The following is a 22,590-nucleotide window of genomic DNA, read 5'->3' on the forward strand; positions in this document are numbered from 1 at the left end:
GCGGACACCCGGTGCGTGGAGACTTCCTTGCGGGGTGAAACGATAAACCGCGATCAATCCCCGCCCGTCACGCGGGTCGGACAGAACGGGAGGAAGGCGGACATGCGCGCACCGGCCGGAACCGAGAACGAGCGGCTGCGGTGGGGCGTGTACCTGCCGACCCTGGACGCGTTCCGGCAGGGGACGCCGCCACTGGTCGAGGCCGCGCGGCGGGCGGAGGAGCTGGACTTCGACACCGCCTGGGCCGGCGACCATCTCGTCTTCCACCCGCCGCTGCTGGAGTCGATGTGCGCGCTGTCCGCCGCCGCGGCGGTCACCTCCCGCATCCGGCTCGGCGTCGGCGTGCTGCTGCTGCCGCTGCGCGACGTCGTGTGGGCGGCCAAGCAGCTCACGACGGTGAACGCGCTCGCGCCCGGCCGGCTCACGCTGGGCGTGGGCATCGGCGGGGAGAACCCCGAGGAGTTCGCCGCCGCCGGCGTGCCGGTCCGTGAGCGCGGACGCCGGCTCGACGAGGCCCTGGAGATCCTGCCGGACCTGCTCACCGGCAAGCCGGTCGACCACTGCGGCCCGCTGCTGTCCGTGCACAGCCCGGGGCTGGAGCCCGCTCCCGCGTCACCGCCGCCCCTGTACGTCGGCGGGCGCAGCGACGCCGCGATGGAACGCGTCGCCCGCCACGGGGACGGCTGGCTGGCCATGTGGCACCGCCCGGACACGGTCGCCGCGCGGCGCCGGGCGCTGGCCGCCCGCGCGGCGGAGCTGGGCCGTCCGGAGCCGTCCACGACGATGCTGGTCTTCGTCAACGTGGCCGACCGGGAGGACACCGCACGGGAGGAGGCCGCGGCCATGCTCTGGGGCCAGTACCGGCTGCGGTTCGACACCGTCGAGCGCTACACCCTGTTCGGCCCGGCCGTCCGGGTCGCCGAGCGTCTGGCGGCCTACCGCGAGGCCGGGGTCACCGAGTTCGCCCTGCACCCGGCCGCCCCCGACCCGCTTGCCCAGTACGAGGCCTACGCGAAGGTCCGCGAGCTGCTCGACTGAGCGGCCCGGATTCCCCCGCCCCGCCGCGCAGCGCTCGCGACGGGACTCTCAGCCGTCCGTCACGCCGTTGCGGCGCCACATGCGGTCGACGTCGCCGCCGCTCGTGTACGCGGTGAGGGCCCCCGCCCCGTCCACGGTGACCTCCTCCCCGGTGACGTACCGTCCCGCGTCGGACAGCAGGAACTCGATGACCGGGGCGATCTCGTCCGGGTGCGCGGCGCGGCGGAGCGGCAGCTCGTGCTCGATGGCCGTGCGCAGGTGCGGGCGGGACATCAGCGGCGCGGCCATCGGCGTGTCCATGTAGCCGGGCGAGACGGCGTTCGCGCGTACGCCGCGCGGCCCGTACTCCAGGGCGACCGCGCGGGCCAGCGACGCCACGCCCGCCTTGGACACGGCGTACGCGGCGCCGCCCGGCTGTGGGTACCGGCTCGCGACCGACGCGACGAGGGCGACGGCGCCCTGCGTCTCCAGCAGGTGCGGCAGCGCGGCGCGTACGACGTGGAAGGCGCCGGTCAGGTTGACGTCCAGATGAGTGGCCCACGCCTCGTCCGTGAGCAGGTGCAGCGGGGTCAGGTCGTTGTGGAACACCCCGGCGCAGCCCGCCACCGCGTGCAGGCCGCCCAGCTCGTCCACGGTCCGCGTCACCGCGTCCTCGACCGCCCGCGCGTCGCGGACGTCGGCGGTGACCGTCAGCGCCGCTCCGTCGTCGGACGCCTCGGCGCGGTCCAGAGCCGCGACCGTCCACCCCCGCGCGGCCATCAGGCGTACGACCGCGCGACCCAGGCCCGACGCGGCGCCGGTGACCAGCACGACCTTCATGAGCCCTCCTTCTGCGCGGCGTCCGTCAGCACCTTGCGGGCCACGACGAGCTGCTGGATCTCCTGCGTGCCCTCCTCGAACCAGAAGCCGCGGGCGTCCCGGTAGATGCGCTCGATCGGCGCGGCCACGCTGTAGCCGAACCCGCCGTGCACTCGCAGCGCCAGGTCGGTCACCCGGCCGATCATGTTGAGGCAGAACAGCTTGGCGGTGGACGCGGCGGCGGTGACCTCCTCGCCCCGGTCGAACGCCTCCGCGGCCCGCCGTACGAGACCGCGCCCGGCGTCGATGTCGGCCCGCATGTCGGCGAGGTGCGCCTGGATCGCCTGGCGGTCGGCGATCGGCCGGCCGAAGGTGGCGCGCCGCAGCGCGAACCGCGCGGCCTCGTCGAGGGCGCGCTCCCCGAGCCCGACCATGCAGGCGGACAGCGAGATGCGGCTGTAGTCGAGGAAGTACAGGCCCACGTCCAGGCCCTCGCCCACCGCGCCGAGCCGGTGCGCGTCATCCAGGCGCATGCCGTCGTACCGCAGCCAGGCGTGGCCGGTGCCGTGCAGGCCCATGGTGCGCTGGGTCGCGTCGATGCCGAACCCCGGAGTGTCCCGCGGGATCAGGAACGCGGTCAGCGAGTCCTTCGCCGCCCGCTCGTCGGACGCGGCGACGAGCAGGAACCAGTCGGCGCGGTCGGCGAACGTGATGAGGTGCTTCTCACCGGTCAGCAGCCAGCCGTCGCCGTCGCGCACGGCACGTGAGCGCAGGTCCCGTCCGGTCCCCGCGGTGGCCTCGGTCAGGCAGAACGCCACGACGGCGTCGCCGGTGCCGATCCGCGAGACGATGCCGCGCTGGCGCTCGTTCCCGTACCGCAGGATCGGCCGCCAGATGCCGTTGGACAGGTGCACCAGCATGCGCCCGGCACCCGGTCCCATCGCCGCGGCCTCCAGGTAGGGCAGCAGCTCCACCGTCGACAGGCCGAAGCCGCCGTGGGACTCGGGCAGGGTCAGCCGGTAGGCACCGATTCGGGCCGCCCCGTCGAGGACGGTCGGTGGGATCCGGTCGGTGCGCTCGATCTCCGGCGCCGCCGCCTCCACCTCGCCGGTGAAGAAGGCACGGAAATCGTTCAGCTCGGGGATGCCGGCCACGGGGGAGTTCTCCTTCTCTTTCGAGCCTTCTCTTCTCGGGTTCGGCCTCGGTCAGGGCCCGGTTCAGGGTTCGGCGACGATCCGCACCAGGCCGTCGGGGCGCCGGTCGAGCAGGTCGAACGCCTCGGTCGCCCGGTCCAGCGGCAGCCGGTGGCTGACCATGCCGGACAGGTCGAGGCGGCCGTCGCGGAGCAGTGCGACCACCTGCCGCAGGTCGTCGATGGTGGACGTGTAGGTGCCGGACACGCTGATCTCGCGGGTGACGAACGAGGTGATCCAGCCGAGGTTCAGGTCGCCGGGGGTGACCGAACCGAGCACCAGCCGCCCGCCGGGGCGCAGCGTCCGTACCGCCTGTGCGGGCGTCTCCGGCGAACCGGTGAAGTCGATCGCCACGTCGGCCGGGCCGACCTCGCGCCGCAGCTCCTTCAACCGCCCGGCCGTGAACGCGGGGACGCCCAGCTCGGCGACGCGCCGCCGCGTGGCCTCGCTGCGCACGACCGCGACCACCGTCGCCTCCGGCACCAGAACGCGGGCGAGGTGCACGAGGGCGGTGCCGACACCGCCCGCGCCGAACACGCACAGCACCCCGCCGTCGGGCACGCCGGCCACGGTCAGCGCGTGGTACGCGGTGGCCGCCGCGTCGGGCAGGATCGCGGCCGTCACCGGATCCAGGCCGTTCGCGCGCACGAGCCGCGACACCGGCCAGACCAGCTCGTCGGCCAGCCCGCCCGGCTCGTGGATGCCGAGGATCGGTGCGGTCGCGCACCGCTGCTCCCGGCCGGACGCGCACGACTCGCAGGCGCCGCACGGGATGATCAGGTGCGGCAGGACGAGGTCGCCGACGGCGATGTCGCCGGCCGGCTCGTTCAGCTCCGTGACGACTCCGGCGACCTCGTGGCCGGGCACCAGCGGATAGGAGACCCCCGGCGGCAACGGCATGCCGCGCAGGTAGTGCGCGTCGGTGCCGCAGATCCCGCACGCCACGACGCGGATGCGCGCCCACCCCGGAGGCGGCGACGGCGGACCGGTCGTGTCGAGACGCACCGAACCCGGCCCGTTGATCGTTATCCGTCGCACGACATGTCACGTTAGTCGCCTCGCTCGTGCCTGTTAGTGGGTGTACGGCGTGCGGTGTCCGATTTACAGAGGCGTACTGTGTCTGCCGGGTGTGGCCATGTCGCGTAAGGGAGATGGACAGCAGGTGGCAGAGCGGGTGCTGGTGACCGGGCTCGGCGCGGTGACCCCGGTGGGGAACGACGTGGCCTCGACGTGGGAGGCGCTCACGCACGGCCGGTCCGGCATCAAACCGATCACCCGGTTCGACGCGTCCCACGACCGCGTGCGTATCGCGGGGGAGGTCACCGGCTTCGACCCCCAGCAGGTGCTCGACCACAAGCGGCTTCGTCGTTCGGCGCGCTTCTCCCAGTTCGCGGTCGCCGCGGCGCGGGAGGCCGTGAAGGACGCCGGGCTGGTGCTGGACGGTGACACCTCGCGGGTCGGCGTGGTCGTCAACAACGCCGTCAGCGGCTTCCCGGAGATCCAGAGCGGCGTCGAGACCCTGCACGAGCGCGGGGAGCAGCGCGTCAGCCCGTACTACGTCTCCTCCGTCATCCCCAACATGCCCGCGTGCGAGGTCGCCATGGACCTCGGCGTGCACGGGCCGGTCACCGCGGGTGCCCTCGCCTGTGCCAGCGGCGTGTACGCGCTGCTGGACGCGCGGCGGCTGATCCTCGCGGGCGAGGCGGACATCGTGATCGCGGGCGGTACGGACGCCGGCATCACGTCGGCGATATTCGCCGGCCTTACCAACATGGGCGCGCTGTCGCGCCGCAACGACGAGCCGGAGCGCGCCAGCCGCCCGTTCGACGGCGAGCGCGACGGGTTCGTGTTCGGCGAGGGCGCGGTGCTGCTGGTCCTGGAGTCCGAGCGCCACGCGCGGGCCCGGGGCGCCACGCCGTACGCCGAGGTCGCGGGCGGGGCGCTGACCAGCGACGCGTTCCACGTCAGCGCGCCGGAGCCGGACGGCGCGTACGCCACGGCGGCGATCCGCCAGGCCCTGGAGCGCACCGGCACCGCCCCCGCGGACGTCGACTACATCTGCGCGCACGGCACCTCGACCAAGGCCAACGACGTCACCGAGACCAAGGCGATCCGGGCCGCGCTCGGCACGCACGCCGACCACGTCGCGGTGAGCTCGCCGAAGTCGATGGTCGGCCACATGATCGGTGCGGCCGGGTCGCTGTCGGCGATGGTCTGCGCGCTGGCGATCCGCGACGGCGTCGTGCCGCCCACGATCAACCAGGAGACGCCCGACCCCGAATGCGACCTGGACTACGTGCCCAACACGGCACGTCCGCTGCGCGTGCGCACCGCGCTCGTCAACGCGTTCGGCTTCGGCGGGCAGAACTGCGTCGCGGTCATCCGCGAGCCCTGATCACGCGTCCGGGTCCGGCCGGTGGAGGCGCCGGCCGACGGCCGCCGCGCCGGCGGCGAGCGGCAGGCAGCATCCGGCGAGGAGCAGCACGACCGCGCTCGCGGACTCGTTCCACAGGTACACCTGGTCCGGCAGGAGCCGGTACAGGACCGCGCCGAGCACCGGGCCGGCCGCACCCGCCGCCGTCGCCGCCGCCCAGGCGCCCGTACGCCGGGCGGTCACGCCGCTCACCACGCAGGCCAGCACGAGGGTCACCACCGCGACCGGAAGCATCGTCGGCAGGTGGTAACCCAGGTTGTACGGCAGGTTCGACAGAGCCGACCCCCACGGCCTCGCGAGGTCCAGGCCCAACGGCTGCACCAGGCCCGCGTACACGACCGTCGGGGAGACGAGCGCGGTGAGCACGAGCGCGGCCACCCACAGCAGCACGGCGTACGCCGCGATGCCCCGGCCGACGACCGGGGCCGCCGCGACGGCGGCCCCGCCCGCGACGCCCAGCAGGACGCCGAGCAGCACGGCGGTCCCGGTGTCGGCACGGACGGCCTCGCCGCCGAGCCGGGCGACGAGCGGATGGGCCGCGAGCGCTCCGGCGGCCGCCGCGGGGACGGCCGCCGCGCGGGTTCCGCGGTCGCGGCGTGCGCCCGCGAGCCAGGCGGCCGTCGGCACCGCCATCGCGCAGTACCAGGCGACCAGGGTCACCTGAACGCCTTGGACGCGGTCGTTACCCGCTCCGAAGTCCGCGTCGAGCGTGAGGATGCCGGCCGCCTCCGCCACCGCGACCTGCGCGAGTCCGAGTAAGGCCCCCACGGCGGCGGCTAGGACGAGAGGACCGGCGTTCCGGGCAACATTCATGAAATAAAGGACGCTTCGCACCGCGAAGGCGTTCGCCTGGACGGTGGCAAGGCCGGGGAGTGCCAACGTTCGGGCGCGCGGCTGGGAACATCTGACCGGTTCGAAAGCGGCGTACGACCTCTATCGTGGCGACGCTTGCCCACGGAAAGGAAACGCGCCCGCCATGAAGAAAAGTCGGCCCGGCCCCACGCCTCGGTGGTGTTCCTGTCGTATACCGGACGACGCCGAGCAGCGGCGGGGAGTCAGCCGCAGGCAGGTGCTCGGCGGGCTGACCGCGACGAGCGCGCTCGCCCTCGCGGGCTGGCCCGGCGCGGCCGAGGCCGCCACGGCCGGCAAGGGCGGCAAGGACTCGGTGACCATCACGATCATGGGCACCTCCGACATCCACAGCCACGCCGTCGACTGGGACTACTACAAGGACGCCGCCTACAGCGACAGCGCGGGCAACGTGGTCGGCCTGGCCCGGGTGTCGAGCCTGGTGAACCAGATCCGCAAGGACCGCGGGCGCGACCACACCCTGCTGTTCGACGCGGGCGACACCATCCAGGGCACGCCGCTAGGCTTCTACTACGCCACGGTGGAGCCGTTCACCGAGACCGGCCAGACCCACCCGATGGCGCTGCAGATGAACGCCATCGGCTTCGACGCCGTGGCGCTCGGCAACCACGAGTTCAACTACGGCCTTCCGCTGCTGGACGCCTGGATCGAGCAGATGCACGCGCCGGTGCTGGCGGCCAACGCCGTGCACGCGGGCACCGACCGGCCGGCGTACCGCCCGTACATCATCAAGAAGATGCACGTCCACGGGCATCCGCCGATCAGGGTCGGGCTGCTCGGCCTGACCAACCCGGGCGTCGCCATCTGGGACAAGGCCAATGTCTCCGGCAAGCTGGATTTCCTGGACCTGGTCGAGACCGCCAAGCGGTGGGTTCCCAAGATCCGCGCCGAGGGCGTCGACGTCATGGTCGTCAGCGCGCACGCGGGTGACAGCGGCCTGTCGTCCTACACCGGCGACATCCCGGTGGAGAACGCCGCGGCCATGGTCGCCGAGGAGGTGCCCGGCATCGACGCCATCCTCTTCGGCCACGCGCACATCGACGTCTCCGAGCGGTTCGTCACCAACAAGGCCACCGGCGAGACCGTCGTGATGAGCGAGCCGATGTGCTGGGGTGAGCGACTGTCCGTCTTCGACCTCACGCTGACCCGCGACCGTGGCCGCTGGAAGGTCGCCGGAAAGTCCGCCACCACGGTGAACACCAACACGGTGCAGGAGGACCCGAAGCTCGTCGCGCTGGTCAAGAAGCAGCACGACGCGGTGGTCGCGTACGTCAACCAGGACGTCGCGACCTCCACCGAGGCGATGTCCGCGGCCGAGTCCTGCTGGAAGGACACCGCGATCCTCGACTACGTCAACCTGGTGCAGACCGAGACGGTCAAGAAGGCCATCGCCGGCACCGCCAACGAATCGCTGCCGGTGATCTCGATCGCCGCGCCGTTCAACCGCGCCGCGACGTTCCCGGCCGGGAAGGTGACGGTCAAGGACATCGCCGGGCTCTACATCTACGACAACACGCTGCTGGCCAGCATCCTGACCGGCGCTCAGATCAAGGCCTACCTGGAGTACTCGGCGCGGTACTACGAGCAGGTCGCGGCGGACGCCCCGGTCGACCCGGCGTCGTGGACCAACGCCCATGACCTGCCCGACTACAACTACGACCAGATGTCCGGCGTGACGTACGACGTCGACATCGCCAAGCCCGAGGGCTCGCGGATCACCGGCCTCGCCTACGACGGCACGCCGGTGGCCGACGACCAGAAGTTCGTGGTCGCGGTCAACAACTACCGTCAGTCCGGCGGCGGCGGTTTCCCCGGCATCACCACCGCGCCGGTCGTCTACAACGCGCAGGTCGCGATCCGCGAGGCGATCGTCGCGTACGCCTCGGCGGCCAAGACCATCGACCCGGCCACCTTCCACGCGGAGAACTGGAAGCTGGTCCGCGACGGCGCCCCCGTTTTCTAGGCGTCACCGGTCCGGCGCGCCGGGCACGAGCAGGCCGCGGTTGTACGCCTCGGCGACGGCCGCGGCGCGGTCGCCGACGTCCAGCTTGTCGTAGATGTGCAGCAGGTGCGTCTTGACCGTGGCCTCGGTGATGAACAGCCGCGCCGCGGCCTGCCGGTTGGTGCATCCGGCCGCGACGAGTTCGAGCACCTCGATCTCCCGCCGGCTGAGCGGCCCCGAGCCCGGAGTACGGACCCGGTTCATCAGCCGGGACGCGACCGACGGGGACAGGACCGCCTCGCCGTGGGCGGCGGCGCGCACCGCCCGCAGCAGTTCCGAACGCGGGGCGTCCTTGAGCAGGTAGCCGGTGGCGCCCGCCTCGATCGCCGGTAGCACGTGGCTGTCGGTGTCGTAGGTCGTGAGCACGAGGACGCGCGCCGCCGTGCCCTGGCGGGCCAGCTCGGCGATGGCCGTCACACCGTCCATTCCGGGCATCCGCAGGTCCATCAGGATGACGTCGGGCCGCAGCTCCTCGGCGAGCCGTACGGCCTCGGCGCCGTCGCCGGCCTCGCCGACCACCTCGAACCCGGGCTCACGCGCGAACATGCTGCTCAGACCGTCTCTCACCACCGGGTGATCGTCGGCGATCAGCAGCCTGATCGGGCCTTCCGGGCGGCTCACGCGGACACCTCCGCGGGCGCGGCCGGGACGCAGGCGGAGACGCCCGTGCCCGCGCCCGGTTCCGACTCGACCTGGAGCGTCCCGGACAGGCCCTCGATCCGCTGGCGCATCGCGACGAGGCCGAACCCGCCGCCCGTCTCCGTGCGCTCGCCGGTCATCTTCGCCGGGTCGAACCCGCACCCGTCGTCCCGCACGTCCAACGCCACCTCGTTCTCCATGTAGGAAAGGGTCACCCCGACTCTGGTCGCCCGCGCGTGCCGGGCCACGTTGGCGAGCGCCTCCTGGGCGGTGCGCAACAGTGCGACCTCCACCTCGCGCTCCATCGGCCGTGCCGTACCGGTCGTGGTGACCTCGACGGCGAGCCCGTGCAGCGCCGACCAGCGCCCGGCGACGCCGGTGAGCGCCTCGCTGAGCCGCGCCGTCTCCAGGGGCTCGGGGCGCAACGCGTGCACCGACCGCCGCGCCTCGGTCAGGCTCTCCCTGGCCAGCCGCGTCGCCGCCGTCACGTGGCGGCGCCAGTCCGCGGTGTCATCCTCGGCCTGCTCGGCCGCCTGCAGCTGGGTGATGATCCCGGTCAGCCCCTGGGCGAGGGTGTCGTGGATCTCCCGCGCCATCCGCTGGCGCTCGTCCATGATCCCGGCCTCGCGCGCCTGGGCCACGAGCCGCTCGTGCAGGCCGGCGTTCTCGGCCAGGCTCGCCTCGAGCCTGCGGTTCGCCTCCCTCGCCTCGCGGAGGGCCTGCTCGCGCTGGTCGTTCCGCTCGCGGCTCCGCCGGGCGAACCAGGCGAACCCGCACATCGGAAGGATGTTCGCGGCCACGACGGCGAGGTAGACGACGAACCCGAGCAGCGTCGTCTTGCCGATCGCGGAGGCCTGCGCGGTGCCCGCCAGCGCCGCCACCACGGCGACGCCGAGCAGCCGCCACGGCCAGAGGATGAGCCGGAACGCGTACAGGTATCCGGCGGGCGCGAAGAACCCCCACCAGGGGTCGCGCACCACCAGGACCGTCATGATCGCCATGAGCACGGTGAAGAACACGGCCATGGCCGGGGGACTCTCCCGCCACGCGGGACGCAGCGTGACCATGCACAGCATCCACAGGGCGGCGAGCCCGCAGAGGACCAGGTCGACGGTGAGGCCGCCCGAGGAGCGCTTCTCCGCCACGGTGATGGCGGTCAGGATCGCCAGCAGGAGGTACGGCGCGACGGACACCACGGGCGGCCACTGCTCCCGGGTGTCCAGCCGGGCCCGCGGCACCGGACCGCTCATGTCCGTCCTCCCTGGCGACAGCCACCGTTCCCAGGACAATCTAACCGGGGCCGTTCCGTACGCCATCGCTGTTCGCGCTCGTCACGCGCCCGCGAACAGCGATCGCAGGTGCCGGCCGTTGACGAGCACGACCACGCAGAGCAGGAGGAGCCCGCAGACGCTCTGTTCGAGCCGCAGCCACAGCGGGAACGTCCCGGGCAGCGAGATGATCACGATGATGGCCACGACCATGACGGCCGAGGCGATCCGCAGCCGCAGGAACGCGCCGCGGGAGCCGCGGGCCGCGCGGGCGGCGAACGAGAACATCAGCAGCGAGGTGAGGGCGACGATCGTGCCCCGTACCCAGACGGCGTCGTTCACCACGGAGTGGTGGCCGCGGAGCAGGACGATGGCCGCGAAGGTGACCACGCTGAGGAGGAGATAGCCGCCGACGAGCAGCCTCACGGTGCGGAAGGCCGTACGGGTCTCCGGTCGGGTGTCCATGTCATGCCTTTCTGTCTTGCCGGCTTGCCTGTCTTCGTCAGGTGCCGTCAGCGTCGCAAGAGCGGGCATGCGCGGACATCGCCCGTACTCCCGGGTCGGCGGCTGAAACCGCGGACCGGCCGGACGGCCGAGCCGATCCACCGATCGGTTGATCCGGGCCGCCGGGGAGACGACGGCGGCTTCTAGACTCCGAGACATGAGGCGACTCAGCAGCACGGTGGTCGTGGTGGCGGGCGAGCAGTCGGGGAAGGTCGTCTCCGGGCTGGACGGGCTGCACAACGTCCGGGCGATCAGCCGTGGCGAGCGCTCGCCGGCCGAGATCGAGGAGGCGGTGCACCGGTCCACGGCGACGTACGTCGTGCACGACGCGGACCCGCTGGCGGCGGTCGGCGACGCGTGGGTCGGCCTCTTCGACGGCGCGGCGCCGGTCGGCGGCCTGGAGGTCGCCATCGAGGCGGCCCTGGCCGGACTGCGGTCGGACCGGCTGGCCCTGCCCGACTACTACGTCGTGCTCGACCCCGACGACATGCCGGTCACGCGACGCCACTGGTGGCTCGGAGCCCTGGCGGGCAGCGCCCCGTCGCGCGTCGTGCCGGCCCGCGCCTCGGCCGCCGCGGTCACGGACGCGTTGAGCCGGCTCTCGTCCGGCCGCTGGTGGCCGTCGGACCTGGAGGGCTGGCTCCGCGGCCTCACCCGGGCCGTCCCCGACCGGGTGGGTCTGCCGTCGAGTTCCGGTCTCGACCCCACACCTTGACCCGGCCCGTTCCCGACCGGATGGGTCCGCCGTCGAACTCCTGCCGCCACCCCACACCCTGACCTGGGCTGTTTCCGAGTGGGTGGCCCGCCGTCGGACTCCGGTCTTGACCTCGCACGCTGACCCGGACGGGAGCGCCCTCGCCTCGCGCCCGTTTACAAAGGCGTCTTCGGCGAACGAACGTTGTCGGTATGGGGACGAGACGGGGCCTTCATCACGATTCCGGTCAACGGCGACGATTTCGCACGAACCTGGCATCGCGCGTCGGGAGGCTGATCCCGCCACTGCTCACCGAGCCGCCCTTCCGGCGTTACTGGACCGGCCAGACGATCTCGTTACTCGGCGACGAGGTGTCGCTGATCGCCCTGCCGCTGACCGGCGTACTCGTGGTGCACGCGGGGCCGGCGCAGATGGGGTACCTCATGACGGCCTGGCTCGCGCCGAGCCTGCTGTTCTCCGTGCCGGCGGGTGTGCTCGTCGACCGGTACGGTCACCGCCGTCGCGCCATGGTCGCCGCGGATCTCGGCCGGGCCGCCCTGATGGCGAGCATCCCCATCGCGTACGCGGCCGGGGTGCTGACCAGCGTCCAGCTGTACACCGTCGCGTTCGCCGTCGGCACGCTCAGCGTGCTGTTCGCCGTCGCCGACAGCACACTCTTCGTCTCGCTCGTACCGCCGGAGCGCTACGTCTCCGGCAACTCCCTCCTGCACAGCAGCTACGCACTGGCGGACGCCGGCGGGCCCGGGCTCGGCGGTGCCCTCGTCCAGGCGCTGTCCGCGCCCGCGGCGCTTCTGGCCGACGGCCTGTCGTACCTGGCGTCGGCGTTCTTCCTGTTCCGCGTCAGGTCGCCGGAGCCGGCCACCGCGCGGACCCCGGGAAGCTCACCGGCGGGCGGGTTCCGGTTCATCGCCGGCTCACGGGTGGTCCGCGCCGCGCTCGGCGCGACCGCGACGATCAACTTCTTCACCTACATGTTCGCCGCGCTGTTCGTGCTGTACGCGACCACCACGCTGCGCGTGCCGCCGGGGCTGCTCGGGACCGTGCTCAGCGCCGGGGCGGCCGGGGGCCTGCTCGGATCGATGATCACGGGCCGGGTGGCCTCGCGGATCGGCATCGGACCGGCGTTCATCGCCGGCTGCGTGCTGTACCCCGCCCCGCTGTTCCTCGTCCCGGCCGCGGGCGGCGGGCGGGACACCGTGCTCACGCTGCTCTTTCTCGCCGAGTTCGGCTCCGGGATCGGCGTCATGATGCTGGACATCTCGGCTGGGTCGATCTTCGCCGCGGTCATCCCGGATCCGGTGCGGGCGCGGGTGTCCGGCGCGTACCGCGCGGTCAACTACGGTGCGCGTCCGCTCGGATCGCTGACCGCCGGGGCCCTCGGCACGGCGGTCGGCCCGCGTACGACCCTGGTGATCGCCGTCGCCGGCGCGCTCGCCGGAGCCGGCTGGCTGCTGCCCTCGCCGCTGCTGCGCATGCGCACCCTGCCGATCCCGCCCCCGGGAAGCGTCAGGGCGCCGACGTCACCGGCGGGCGAGGACCGTACCCCCGACGGGGCGGGCGGCCGTTCCACGACATGACGTCAGGGCCCGCGCCGGGTCATCGCGGCGGGGTCGACCGGGGGCTCCTCGGGAAGACGATCTGGATGCCCGAGACCGAGCACATCGGAGTGCCGTCGGCGTCGGTGAACTCGACCTGGACGTGAATGGCCTGCCGGGTCTTGTGGGTCACCTTGCCCGTGATCCACAGCACGCCCTTACGGACCGGGCGGTAGAACGTGACGTTCATCTGGGCGGTGCGGAACGCGTTCTCATCCTCCAGCACCGACATCGCGGTGTGGCCCATGACCTGGTCGGCGAGGGCCCCGAGGTATCCGCCGAACAGCTGGCCGCCGGTGGTGAAGAAGTCCTCGTCGGTCTCCCACTTGGTGACGACCTGGCCGGGCTCCCACGAAACGATGTCGGGGAGCCGGAGAATCTCCACGACCGTCGGTTTGGTGGCCTGACCGGCCTGGATGCTGTCGAGACGATCCGTCCAGATGGTCATCTGACTCCTCGCGGCATGGTGTCCCGATCCGGAGGATCGCCCACATCGTCGGCGACCGCAAGGGACGGTCGGTGATCGATCACCGGTCGGCCGCCGGGTCCGATCTGGACGAAGACAGGGGCTCACCTGCGGTTTTGTGCTCCGCGGCGTTTGTCGCACGCCGACGCGGGCAGGGCTGGGACGAATCGGCACCGAGCGCGCGACCGCAGGCCGCCGCGTACCCGGTCGCCGTCAGCGGCCATGCCAGAGAGAACCGCACGTCATGAACCCGCCCGAGGACCTGATCACCGTCCTGACGGAAGATCACCGAGAACTGAACCAGCTGTTCACCGAGCTGGAGGTGCTCTCCGGCGGGGAACCGCTGCAACGCTCGCTGACCGACCAGATGATCATCGAGACGGTACGGCACTCCGTGGCCGAGGAGGCCTACTTCTACCCGGTCGTCCGCGAGTACCTGCCCGACGGGGACCGGATCGCGGATGGCGCGTGCGGCGAGCACGAGCATGTCGAGAAGATCCTCGAACAGCTCGAACGGTCCGACCTGCCCGACGATCACTTCTCTCTGCTCCTGTCCTGGGCGATCATCAGTGCGCGGCGGCACATCGCCGACGAGGAAGAGCGGATCTTTCCGCTGCTGGCCGCGCACCTGAGCCGGGAGATGCTCGTCTCGCTGGGGGAGAAGGCGAAGAAGGCCAAGGCGGGCGCGCCGAGCCGGTGCACGTCCGGCGAACCGCAGCCGCCCCTGCTGCACACGATCGTCAAGAGCGGCATCGGGTTGGTCGAACGCGTGCGGGACAACCTCTGCGGTCCCGGCAAGGCCTACTCGCCGGCGAGCCGCGAACCGGAGTGATCTGGGCCCGGAACGGAAACGGTCCTGGGTGATGACCGTAGCGATCGCACTGTTCACGGCCGATCTGCGGACGCACGACAGCCCGGTGCTGCGCGGTGCGCTCGACGCCGCCGACCAGGTCGTTCCGCTGTTCGTGCTCGATGAGGGGATCCGCGCCGCCGGGTTCCGCACGCCCAACCGCGGGGCGTTCCTCGCCGGCTGTCTCGCCGACCTCGACGCCGCGCTGCGGGAGCGCGGCGGGCGGCTCGTGATCCGATCGGGCGACCTCGTACGTGAGGTCTGCCGCGTGGCCGAGGAGACCGGCGCGGGCCAGGTGCACGTGGCGGGTGACGTCAGTGCGTTCGCCCAGCGCCGCGAGGAACGCCTGCGTGCCGCGCTGGCCGGGATGCGCCGCGAGTTGTGCGTCCACGCTGACGCGGCCGTGGTGATCCCGCCCGGCGCGATCACGCCTGCGGACAAGGGGCACTCGGCGGTCTTCACCCCCTTCTTCCGCAAGTGGAGCGCCGCGGGAGCGCGCCGGCCGCTCGGGGCGCCGCGGAAGGTCTCGGTGCCCGATATCGATTCGGAACCGCCGCCCGAGGCCGTCGGGCTCGCCGGAGGCCGGCCGTCGTCCGGCCTGCCCCCGGGCGGGGAGACCGAGGCGCGGCGGCGCCTGAAGGCCTGGCTGGGCGGCCCGGTCGACCGGTACGAGGACCTGCACGACGACCTGGCCGCCGACGCCACCTCCCGGCTGTCGCCGTACCTTCACTTCGGCTGCCTGTCGCCGATCGAGGTGGTGCACCGCGCGCGGCAGCGGGGCGGAGCCGGCGCGGAGGCGTTCGTCCGGCAGCTGGCCTGGCGCGACTTCAACCGGCAGCTGCTCGCCGACCGCCCCGACGCGGCGCGGGACGACTATCGCTGCCGGCAGGACCGGTGGCGGCCCGACGGCGAGGACGCCGAGGCCTGGCGTGCGGGCCGTACCGGCTATCCCCTGGTCGACGCCGCGATGCGCCAGCTCGTCACGGAGGGCTGGATGCACAATCGCGGCCGATTGATCACCGCGAGCTTCCTCGCGAAGACGCTGTACGTCGACTGGCGTGTGGGCGCACGGCACTTCCTCGACCTGCTCGTCGACGGTGACGTGGCCAACAACCAGCTCAACTGGCAGTGGGTGGCCGGCACCGGTGCGGCCACCCGCCCGAACGTCGTCCTCAACCCGCTGCTGCAGGCGAGACGCTTCGATCCCAAGGGTGACTACGTGCGCCGCTGGGTGCCCGAGCTGAGAGAGGTCGAGGGATCGGCGGTCCACCGCCCCTGGCTGCTGCCCGGGGACCTGCGCCGCCGCCTGGACTACCCGGATCCCATCGTGGACCTGGACGAGGCGCTGGCCCGCTTCCGTACGGGCCGCGCGGCGTGACGAGGAGGTGGGCGGAGTGACGAGGGGGCGGGTCGCGTGACGAGGGGGTGGGGCGCGTGACGCTGTGTCTCGTCACGGGGGCGACCGGCTACATCGGGGGCCGTCTCGTGCCCGAGCTGCTGTCCCGCGGTCACGAGGTGCGCTGCGCCGTCCGGTCGCCCGAACGGCTGCGCGACCACCCGTGGAGCGGGCGGGTGGAGATCGTCCGCGCCGACCTGACCGACCCCGACTCCGTACGCCGGGCGCTCGACGGCGTCGACGTCGCGTACTACCTCATCCACGCTCTCGGCACCGGCCGTGACTTCGGCGCGACCGACCGCCGCATGGCCCGTACGTTCGCCGCCGCCGTCCGCGAGGCCGGTGTGGGCCGCGTCGTCTACCTCGGCGGCCTCGCGCCGTCCGGCCCCGAACGCGTGTCGGAGCACCTGCGCTCGCGCGGCGAGGTGGGGGAGATCCTGCTCGCGTCCGGCGTACCGACCGCGGTCCTGCGGGCCGCCGTGGTGATCGGGTCCGGCTCGCTGTCCTTCGAGCTGATGCGGTACCTCACCGAACGCCTGCCGCTCATGGTCACCCCGCGATGGGTGCGGTGCCGGATCCAGCCGATCGCGGTCCGCGACGTGCTGCGCTACCTCGCCGAGTGCGCCGCGCTCCCGCCGGAGGTCAGCCGGTCGTTCGACATCGGCGGCCCGGACGTGCTCACGTACGAGGAGATGATGGCGCGGTACGCCGTCATCGCCGGCCTGCGCCCGCGCCGGATCCTCCCGGTCGCGGCGCTCACGCCGTGGCTGTCCAGCCTGTGGATCGGCCTGGTCACGCCCATCCCCGGCACCGTCGCCCGGCCGCTCGCCGAGTCGCTGCGCCACGAGGTCGTCTGCCACGAGCACGACATCGCCGCGTACGTGCCGGACCCGCCGGAGGGACTGGTCGGATTCGACCGGGCGGTCCGGCTCGCCCTCGAACGCATCGGCAGGTCCGACGTGGCCACCCGCTGGTCGTCGGCGTCCGTGCCGGGCGCGCCGAGCGACCCGCTGCCCACCGACCCGCACTGGGCCGGCGGCAGGTTGTACGCCGACGTCCGCGAGTCGCCGGTCGACGCGTCACGCGACGCGCTGTGGCGGGTGATCGAGGGCATCGGCGGGGACAACGGCTGGTACTCCTGGCCGCTCGCCTGGGCCGCGCGCGGCCTGTTCGACCGGCTGACCGGTGGCGTCGGCCTGAGACGCGGCCGGCGCGATCCGTACCGTCTGCGCGTCGGCGACTCGCTGGACTTCTGGCGTGTGGAGGAACTCGACCGGGGACGGCTGCTGCGGCTGCGCGCGGAGATGCGGCTTCCCGGGCTCGCCTGGCTCGACCTGTCCATCGACGAGCGGGACGGCGGCACGTGGTTCCGGCAGCGGGCGCTGTTCCACCCGCGCGGGCTGCCCGGCCAGCTCTACTGGTGGGCGGTGTGGCCATTCCACGGGATCGTCTTCGGGCGCATGCAGCGCAACATCCGCCGCGCCGCCGAACACGCCTAAGAACGTCGTCGGGCGAGGGGAATGGTGGCGTTCGTGGCGGACGCGGTAGGCGATCTCCACCTACTCTTGGCGCCGTGAGGGATTTCTTCGCCGGCGTGCGCTACTTCGCCCGCGGTCTCGGCTGGGTGGCGCGGCGACCGGGGCAGTGGCTGTTCGGCCTGATTCCGGCGCTGGTCGTTCTGGTGCTGTACGCCGTCGCGCTGACGTTCCTCGGCATCTACCTCTCCGACCTGGTGAAGGCGGCGAGCCCGTTCGCCGACCACTGGTCGAGCGGCCTGCGCGACACCGTACGCGTGCTGATGGGCGTCCTCATCTTCGCCGCCGCCGTGATGCTCTCGATCGTCACGTTCACCGGACTCACGCTCGTCGTCGGCGAGCCGTTCTACGAGAGCATCTCCGGCCGGGTCGAGGAGTCGGCGGGCGGCCTGCCGCCCGAGGCGGGCGTGTCGCTGTGGCGGCAGGTCCTGCGCGGCATCGGGGACGCGATCGTCGTCGGGCTGATCACGGGCCTGTTCGCGGTGGTCTTCTTCGCGCTGGGGTTCCTGCCGGTGGTCGGGCAGACGGTCGTGCCGGTGGTGGCGGCCCTGGTGTCGGGCTACTTCCTCACCCTGGAGCTGACCTCGATCGCCCTCGAACGCCGTGGCCTGCGCCGACGCGAGAAGTTCGCGCTGCTGCGGCGCGAACGCGCGCTGTCCGTCGGCTTCGGCGCCTCGGTTTTTGTGGTCTTCCTCATTCCGCTGGGTGCGGTGCTGGCGATGCCGGGCGCCGTGGCGGGGGGCACGCTACTCGTCCGTGAGCGCTTCGCTCGCCAGGATGTTTCCGCACGTCAAGACGCTTCTTCGGTCGACTTTGGGTGAGGTGGCTGTAACCTCGATGCCACGCCTGGGCTAAGAAGCTGTGGCCTGAGCGTAATTAGTGACGTAAGCGAGAAATGTTGATCTTCACGTACCCTGTGCGGCATGTCGGATCAGGGGGACGCCGGGGCGTGGCGCCCGGCCACCAGCCAGAACGACCAGAACTCCGTACCCGATGACACGACCGGGCCGCTACCGAAGATCTCCGAAGAAGAGTCCGGTGGCCAGGGTTTCCCGTCCGTGACGGGCCAGTCGTCCGTCAACGGCCCAGCCCCGTCGTGGCCGGCGGATGACGACGCGCCGACCGGGGGCTTCCCGGCCGTCTCCGCGTCGGAGGAACAGCAGGCTCCGGCGTCGCCCTCGTCGCGCTCGCCGTTCGAGCCCGCCGACCGGTCGGAGAGCCCGCGCGAGCCCGCGGACGAGGTCGAGGATCCGGGGCCGAACGGCGCGACGCCGAAGTTCGGCACCGAGGTGCAGAACCCGCGCCCGGCCGAGCAGTCCTTCGGGTCGTTCGACGACTCCTCCTTCAGCGACACGTCTTTCGGGGACTCTTCCTTCCGCAACACCTCGTTCGGTGACGCCTCCTTCGGCGGCGCGTCATCCGGCAGCGGCTCCTTCGGCACGTCGTCCTTTGGCGACTCCTCCCCCGAGCCGGCCGAGCCGGAGACGCCGAGCTCCTTCGGGTCCGGGTCGTTCGGCTCCACGGGCTTCGACGACAAGCCGTTCGGCTCGAACGGTTTCGACGACAAGCCGGCCGGCGCTCCCGGGTCCTCATATGGCCGCGAGACGTTCTCCGCAGAGTCCTCGTACGGGCGCGAGACCTTCTCCGCAGAGTCCGCGCCGGAGTCCTCGTACGGCCGCGAGACCTTTTCCACCGAGTCCGCGCCGGAGTCCTCGTACGGGCGCGAGACCTTCTCCGCCGAGTCCGGCGCGGCCGTCTCATCCGGCACCGGAGCGCCGCCGGAGGGCGTCTCCTCCACCACCGGCGCCTTCTCCCTTCCGCAGGCCGAGAAGCGCCCGACCGCGGAGGACGAGGCGGCCGAGAACGACTTCTTCGCCCCCGACGACCACCCGCCCATGTGGGACAAGGTGGTCGCACCCTCCGGCCCGCCGCCCAAGCCCGGCAAGCCGAGCAGCGGCAACCTCCGGCTCCCGGAGTGGATGCGGGAGGAGGGCGCCGCCGGCGGTGGAGGAGAGGCGGGCGGCGCGATCGCCTCCTACGACGATGAGGAGGGCGGCTCCCGGCGCCCGCTCTTCATCGGCGTCGGCATCCTGGTGGTCGGCCTCGTCGCGGTCGCGGGCGTCTACTTCCTCAAGAACAACGGAGACAGCAAGGCCGCCCCCGCGGCGGCCCCCACGACGGCGAACACGCCCTCGCATAGCCCGTCACGGCCGGCTCAGCAGAACGAGCCCGCACGCAAGGCGCTCCCGAGGTTCAAGGGCGTGCACACCAAGGCCCTCGGCCGGCTCGCGGACCGGCGGTCCGGCCTGTCGTACGCCCGGTTCGCCAAGCCGTGGGCGGCGGCGGCGAAGAACAGCCCGATGAACGAACTGGGCTTCAGCACGAGCCAGTTCGCCGTGACGGAGAAGGCCGGCGGGCAGCCCAAGCACTGGGCACGGCTAATGAGCGCCGAGCTCTCCGGGACGGCCAAGGACGCCTACACCGGCCCCGGCACCGAGCGCGCCGCCGCGGCGGAGGCCGCGCGGGTGTACGAGGCGCGCATGTTCGGCTTCCAGCACAAGAAGCGCGTCCTGGCCAACCAGCCGCTGACCATCGGCGGCCACAAGGGATGGCTGGTCAGCGACTACCTGACGTACCGCCGTCCGGGCGTGAAGGCCACCGGCGACATCGTCGCCGTGGCCCTGGTCGACACCGGCAAGAAGACGCCCGGGATCGTGTTCATGACGGTGCCCAACACCAACAAGAAGCTCTGGCCGGACATCAACTTCGTGGTCCGCTCGCTGCGGGTCCTCTGAACTCCGGGACGCCCCGGCGGTCACGCGTGTGATCGCCGGGGCGTTCGCGTGCGTGGTCGTCGGTGGGCGACGGGGCCTGTCGCCCGAATCAGGTTCGAATCATACCGAATGCCATTCCAATACCGGCTCGGCGGCCTCTAGGGTAGGCCGTGAGAGGACGTCGCGAATGGGGTGTTGAGATGGGGATCGGGCTGACCGAGGAGCACGAGGCGCTGGCCGACGCGGTGCGTGGCTGGGTGGAGCGTTACTCACCCGTCGGCGTCGTACGGGCGACGCTCGACGCCGATGAGGAGACCCGCCCCGGCTTCTGGGCCGGCCTCGCCGAACAGGGCCTGCTCGGCCTGCACGTCCCGGAGGAGTTCGGCGGGCAGGGCGCCGGGCTGCTGGAGCTCGCGGTGGCCGTGGAGACCCTCGGGCGCGCGATGGTGCCGGGACCGTTCCTGCCCACCGTGCTGGCCGGGGCGGCCCTCCTGCGGGCCGACGAGTCCGCCAAGGCCCGCGCCGAGCTGCTCCCCGGCCTCGCCGACGGCAGCGTGATCGGCGCCCTCACCCTGGCCACCGGTCTGACCGGCCACCGTACCGACGCTGGCCTGACCGTCAGCGGCACGGCCGAGCCGGTCCTCGGCGGCGCCCTGGCCGACGTGATCGTGGCACCGGTGAGCACCGAAGACGGCGAACGCTGGGTCGCCATCGACGCCTCCGCGCTGACCGTGACCCCGCTGGCGAGCCTGGACCGTACGCGCCGGGTCGCCCGCGTCGAGGCGGCCGACGTGGCCGTACCCGCCGACCGGATCCTGACCGGGCTGGAGGGCCAGGAGGTGCTCGACCTCGCCGCCCTGCTGCTCGGCGCCGAGGCGGCCGGCATCGCCGCGTGGTGCGTCGAGACCGCGTCGGAGTACGCCAAGGTGCGCGAGCAGTTCGGCCGGCCGATCGGGCAGTTCCAGGGCGTCAAGCACAAGTGCGCGCGGATGCTGATCGAGCTGGAGAAGGCCCGCGCCGTCGTGTGGGACGCCGCCCGCGCCTCCGACGACCCCGCCGACGAGTCGGGCTTCGCGGCGGGCGTCGCCGCGGTGATCGCGCCGGACGCCGCGCTGCGCTGCGCCCGTGACTGCATCCAGGTACTCGGCGGCATCGGCTTCACCTGGGAGCACGAATCCGGTCTCTACCTGCGTCGCGCCTCGACGCTGCGCGTCCTGCTGGGCCCGGCGAAGGACTGGGCCGGCTCCGTCGCGACGCTGGCCCTCGACGGCGTGCGCCGCGCGGTCGAGGTCGAGCTGGACGAGGACACCGAGCCCCTGCGCAACCGCATCCGCGCCGAGGTCGCCGAGCTGGCCGCGATCGAGGACAACAAGACGCGCTTCGCCCGGATGGGCGACGAGGGCTGGGTGTTCCCGCACCTGCCCAAGCCGTGGGGCAAGGCCGCCTCGCCGATGGAGCAGGTGCTGATCCTGCAGGAGCTGCGCGCCGCGAAGGTCAAGGGCCCGCAGCTCGGGATCGGCGCGTGGGTGGTCCCGTCGCTGGTCACGTACGGCACACCCGAGCAGCAGGAGCGGTTCCTGGCCCCGACGCTGCGCGGCGAGATGGCGTGGTGCCAACTGTTCAGCGAGCCGGGCGCGGGCTCGGACCTGGCGTCCCTGCAGATGAAGGCCGAACGGGTCGAGGGCGGCTGGAAGCTGACCGGCCAGAAGATCTGGACCTCAGTGGCCCGGCAGGCCGAGTGGGCGATCTGCATCGCCCGCAGCTCGAACGAGCCGAAGAAGCACGACGGCATCACGTACTTCATCGTCGACATGAAGTCCGAGGGCGTCGACGTGCGTCCGCTGCGGGAGCTGACCGGCGAGGCGATGTTCAACGAGGTCTTCCTCGACGGCGTGTTCGTCCCCGACGACCGGGTGGTGGGCGAGGTCGGCCAGGGCTGGAAGGTCGCCCGCAACACCCTGAGCAACGAGCGGGTGCAGCTGTCCAGCGGTTCGGGACTCGGCGCCGGCGTGAAGGAGCTGCTGAACTTCTTCGGCGCCCGCGACCTGGACCCGGTCAGGCGCGCTGAGCTGGGGGAGTACCTCTGCGAGGGCCAGGCGATCGACCTGCTCGGCCTGCGCCTGACGCTGAAGCAGATCTCCGGCCACGAACCGGGCGCGGAGGCGAGCGTCCGCAAGCTGCTCGGCGTGCAGTTCAACCAGCAGGTCGCCGACTTCATCTGGGAGTCGCAGGGCGCCGTCGCCGCCCTGGAGGACATGACCGGGCCGACCGGCCTGTGGGCGCGCTACATGCTGTTCAGCCGCTCGATGACCATCTACGGCGGAACGACGGAGGTCCAGCTCAACGTCATCGCCGAGCGCATGCTCGGCCTGCCCCGCGACCCCGAGCCCGGCAAGTAACACGGGAAGGCCGGGGGAATCCGGCCGTCGCTCGTATCATGATCCGGAACGGGACGTCGGCCGGCTGCGTCGGATCAACGGTCGCGCAGGGCGGTGGAGCGGGAAGGGACGGCG

Annotated in this window: 19 protein-coding genes; 11 read left to right on the plus strand and 8 right to left on the minus strand. The window is 72.3% G+C overall.

Translation table 11 applies throughout. The features are described from left to right. Positions 1 to 102: 102 nt before the first annotated feature. Positions 103 to 1,038, plus strand: a complete 936-nt coding sequence (locus ABEA10_RS07660) for an LLM class flavin-dependent oxidoreductase (protein WP_345459248.1) — start codon at positions 103 to 105, stop codon at positions 1,036 to 1,038. 48 nt (positions 1,039 to 1,086) lie between these two features. On the opposite strand, the gene ABEA10_RS07665 is transcribed toward ABEA10_RS07660, so the two are convergent. From ABEA10_RS07665 to ABEA10_RS07675, 3 genes are all read right to left on the minus strand, one after another. Next, positions 1,087 to 1,857 carry an SDR family NAD(P)-dependent oxidoreductase gene (locus ABEA10_RS07665; protein WP_345459251.1) on the minus strand — a complete coding sequence of 257 codons (771 nt, stop codon included), beginning with the start codon at positions 1,855 to 1,857 and terminating at the stop codon, positions 1,087 to 1,089. Next, the gene (locus ABEA10_RS07670) at positions 1,854 to 2,990 is read right to left on the minus strand and encodes an acyl-CoA dehydrogenase family protein (protein WP_345459254.1); all 1,137 of its coding nucleotides are present in this window, start codon (positions 2,988 to 2,990) and stop codon (positions 1,854 to 1,856) included. Before ABEA10_RS07670 ends, ABEA10_RS07665 begins: the two co-directional genes overlap by 4 nt. Positions 2,991 to 3,053: 63 nt before the next feature. Then, entirely contained in the window at positions 3,054 to 4,067 is a 1,014-nt protein-coding gene (locus ABEA10_RS07675) for a zinc-dependent alcohol dehydrogenase (RefSeq protein ID WP_345459257.1), read from the minus strand. Between the two features lie 124 nt (positions 4,068 to 4,191). On the opposite strand from ABEA10_RS07675, the gene fabF reads away from it, so the two are divergent. Next, entirely contained in the window at positions 4,192 to 5,424 is a 1,233-nt protein-coding gene (fabF, locus tag ABEA10_RS07680) for a beta-ketoacyl-ACP synthase II (RefSeq protein ID WP_345459260.1), read from the plus strand. Here the strand turns inward: fabF and ABEA10_RS07685 are convergent, their stop codons facing one another. Continuing rightward, positions 5,425 to 6,276 (minus strand): hypothetical protein, encoded by an 852-nt coding sequence (locus tag ABEA10_RS07685; protein ID WP_345459263.1) that lies wholly within the window; start codon positions 6,274 to 6,276, stop codon positions 5,425 to 5,427. Positions 6,277 to 6,439: 163 nt separating this feature from the next. Between ABEA10_RS07685 and ABEA10_RS07690 the strand changes: the two genes are divergently transcribed. Next, complete coding sequence (locus tag ABEA10_RS07690; RefSeq protein ID WP_345459266.1) at positions 6,440 to 8,296, plus strand: bifunctional metallophosphatase/5'-nucleotidase; 1,857 nt, start codon at positions 6,440 to 6,442, stop codon at positions 8,294 to 8,296. A gap of 3 nt (positions 8,297 to 8,299) precedes the next feature. On the opposite strand, the gene ABEA10_RS07695 is transcribed toward ABEA10_RS07690, so the two are convergent. From ABEA10_RS07695 to ABEA10_RS07705, 3 genes are all read right to left on the minus strand, one after another. Then, positions 8,300 to 8,956 (minus strand): response regulator, encoded by a 657-nt coding sequence (locus tag ABEA10_RS07695; protein WP_345459269.1) that lies wholly within the window; start codon positions 8,954 to 8,956, stop codon positions 8,300 to 8,302. Beyond that, entirely contained in the window at positions 8,953 to 10,224 is a 1,272-nt protein-coding gene (locus ABEA10_RS07700; protein WP_345459272.1) for a sensor histidine kinase, read from the minus strand. The genes ABEA10_RS07695 and ABEA10_RS07700 overlap by 4 nt, the downstream gene beginning before the upstream one ends. Positions 10,225 to 10,305: 81 nt before the next feature. Then, entirely contained in the window at positions 10,306 to 10,707 is a 402-nt protein-coding gene (locus ABEA10_RS07705) for a hypothetical protein (protein WP_345459275.1), read from the minus strand. 196 nt (positions 10,708 to 10,903) lie between these two features. Here ABEA10_RS07705 and ABEA10_RS07710 point away from each other — a divergent pair, with 196 nt between their 5' ends. Together ABEA10_RS07710 and ABEA10_RS07715 are read left to right on the plus strand one after the other, a co-directional pair. Beyond that, entirely contained in the window at positions 10,904 to 11,461 is a 558-nt protein-coding gene (locus tag ABEA10_RS07710; RefSeq protein ID WP_345459278.1) for a hypothetical protein, read from the plus strand. Between the two features lie 191 nt (positions 11,462 to 11,652). Further along, positions 11,653 to 13,038, plus strand: coding sequence for an MFS transporter (locus ABEA10_RS07715; RefSeq protein WP_345459281.1), 1,386 nt, complete (start codon positions 11,653 to 11,655; stop codon positions 13,036 to 13,038). Positions 13,039 to 13,057: 19 nt separating this feature from the next. Here the strand turns inward: ABEA10_RS07715 and ABEA10_RS07720 are convergent, their stop codons facing one another. Then, positions 13,058 to 13,504 carry a PaaI family thioesterase gene (locus ABEA10_RS07720; protein ID WP_345459284.1) on the minus strand — a complete coding sequence of 149 codons (447 nt, stop codon included), beginning with the start codon at positions 13,502 to 13,504 and terminating at the stop codon, positions 13,058 to 13,060. Between the two features lie 262 nt (positions 13,505 to 13,766). Here ABEA10_RS07720 and ABEA10_RS07725 point away from each other — a divergent pair, with 262 nt between their 5' ends. The 6 genes from ABEA10_RS07725 (at position 13,767) to ABEA10_RS07750 (ending at position 22,476) form a co-directional block, all read left to right on the plus strand. After that, complete coding sequence (locus ABEA10_RS07725) at positions 13,767 to 14,354, plus strand: hemerythrin domain-containing protein (RefSeq protein ID WP_345459287.1); 588 nt, start codon at positions 13,767 to 13,769, stop codon at positions 14,352 to 14,354. 31 nt (positions 14,355 to 14,385) lie between these two features. Then, entirely contained in the window at positions 14,386 to 15,750 is a 1,365-nt protein-coding gene (locus ABEA10_RS07730; protein ID WP_345459290.1) for a cryptochrome/photolyase family protein, read from the plus strand. Between the two features lie 56 nt (positions 15,751 to 15,806). Continuing rightward, positions 15,807 to 17,267 carry an SDR family oxidoreductase gene (locus ABEA10_RS07735; RefSeq protein WP_345459293.1) on the plus strand — a complete coding sequence of 487 codons (1,461 nt, stop codon included), beginning with the start codon at positions 15,807 to 15,809 and terminating at the stop codon, positions 17,265 to 17,267. Between the two features lie 74 nt (positions 17,268 to 17,341). After that, positions 17,342 to 18,124 carry an EI24 domain-containing protein gene (locus ABEA10_RS07740; protein WP_345459296.1) on the plus strand — a complete coding sequence of 261 codons (783 nt, stop codon included), beginning with the start codon at positions 17,342 to 17,344 and terminating at the stop codon, positions 18,122 to 18,124. A gap of 102 nt (positions 18,125 to 18,226) precedes the next feature. Then, entirely contained in the window at positions 18,227 to 20,098 is a 1,872-nt protein-coding gene (locus ABEA10_RS07745; protein ID WP_345459299.1) for a hypothetical protein, read from the plus strand. Positions 20,099 to 20,277: 179 nt separating this feature from the next. Continuing rightward, complete coding sequence (locus tag ABEA10_RS07750) at positions 20,278 to 22,476, plus strand: acyl-CoA dehydrogenase family protein (protein ID WP_345459302.1); 2,199 nt, start codon at positions 20,278 to 20,280, stop codon at positions 22,474 to 22,476. Positions 22,477 to 22,590 lie beyond the last annotated feature (114 nt).

It is taken from the genome of Actinoallomurus oryzae (assembly GCF_039541955.1).
Lineage (GTDB): Bacteria > Actinomycetota > Actinomycetes > Streptosporangiales > Streptosporangiaceae > Actinoallomurus > Actinoallomurus oryzae.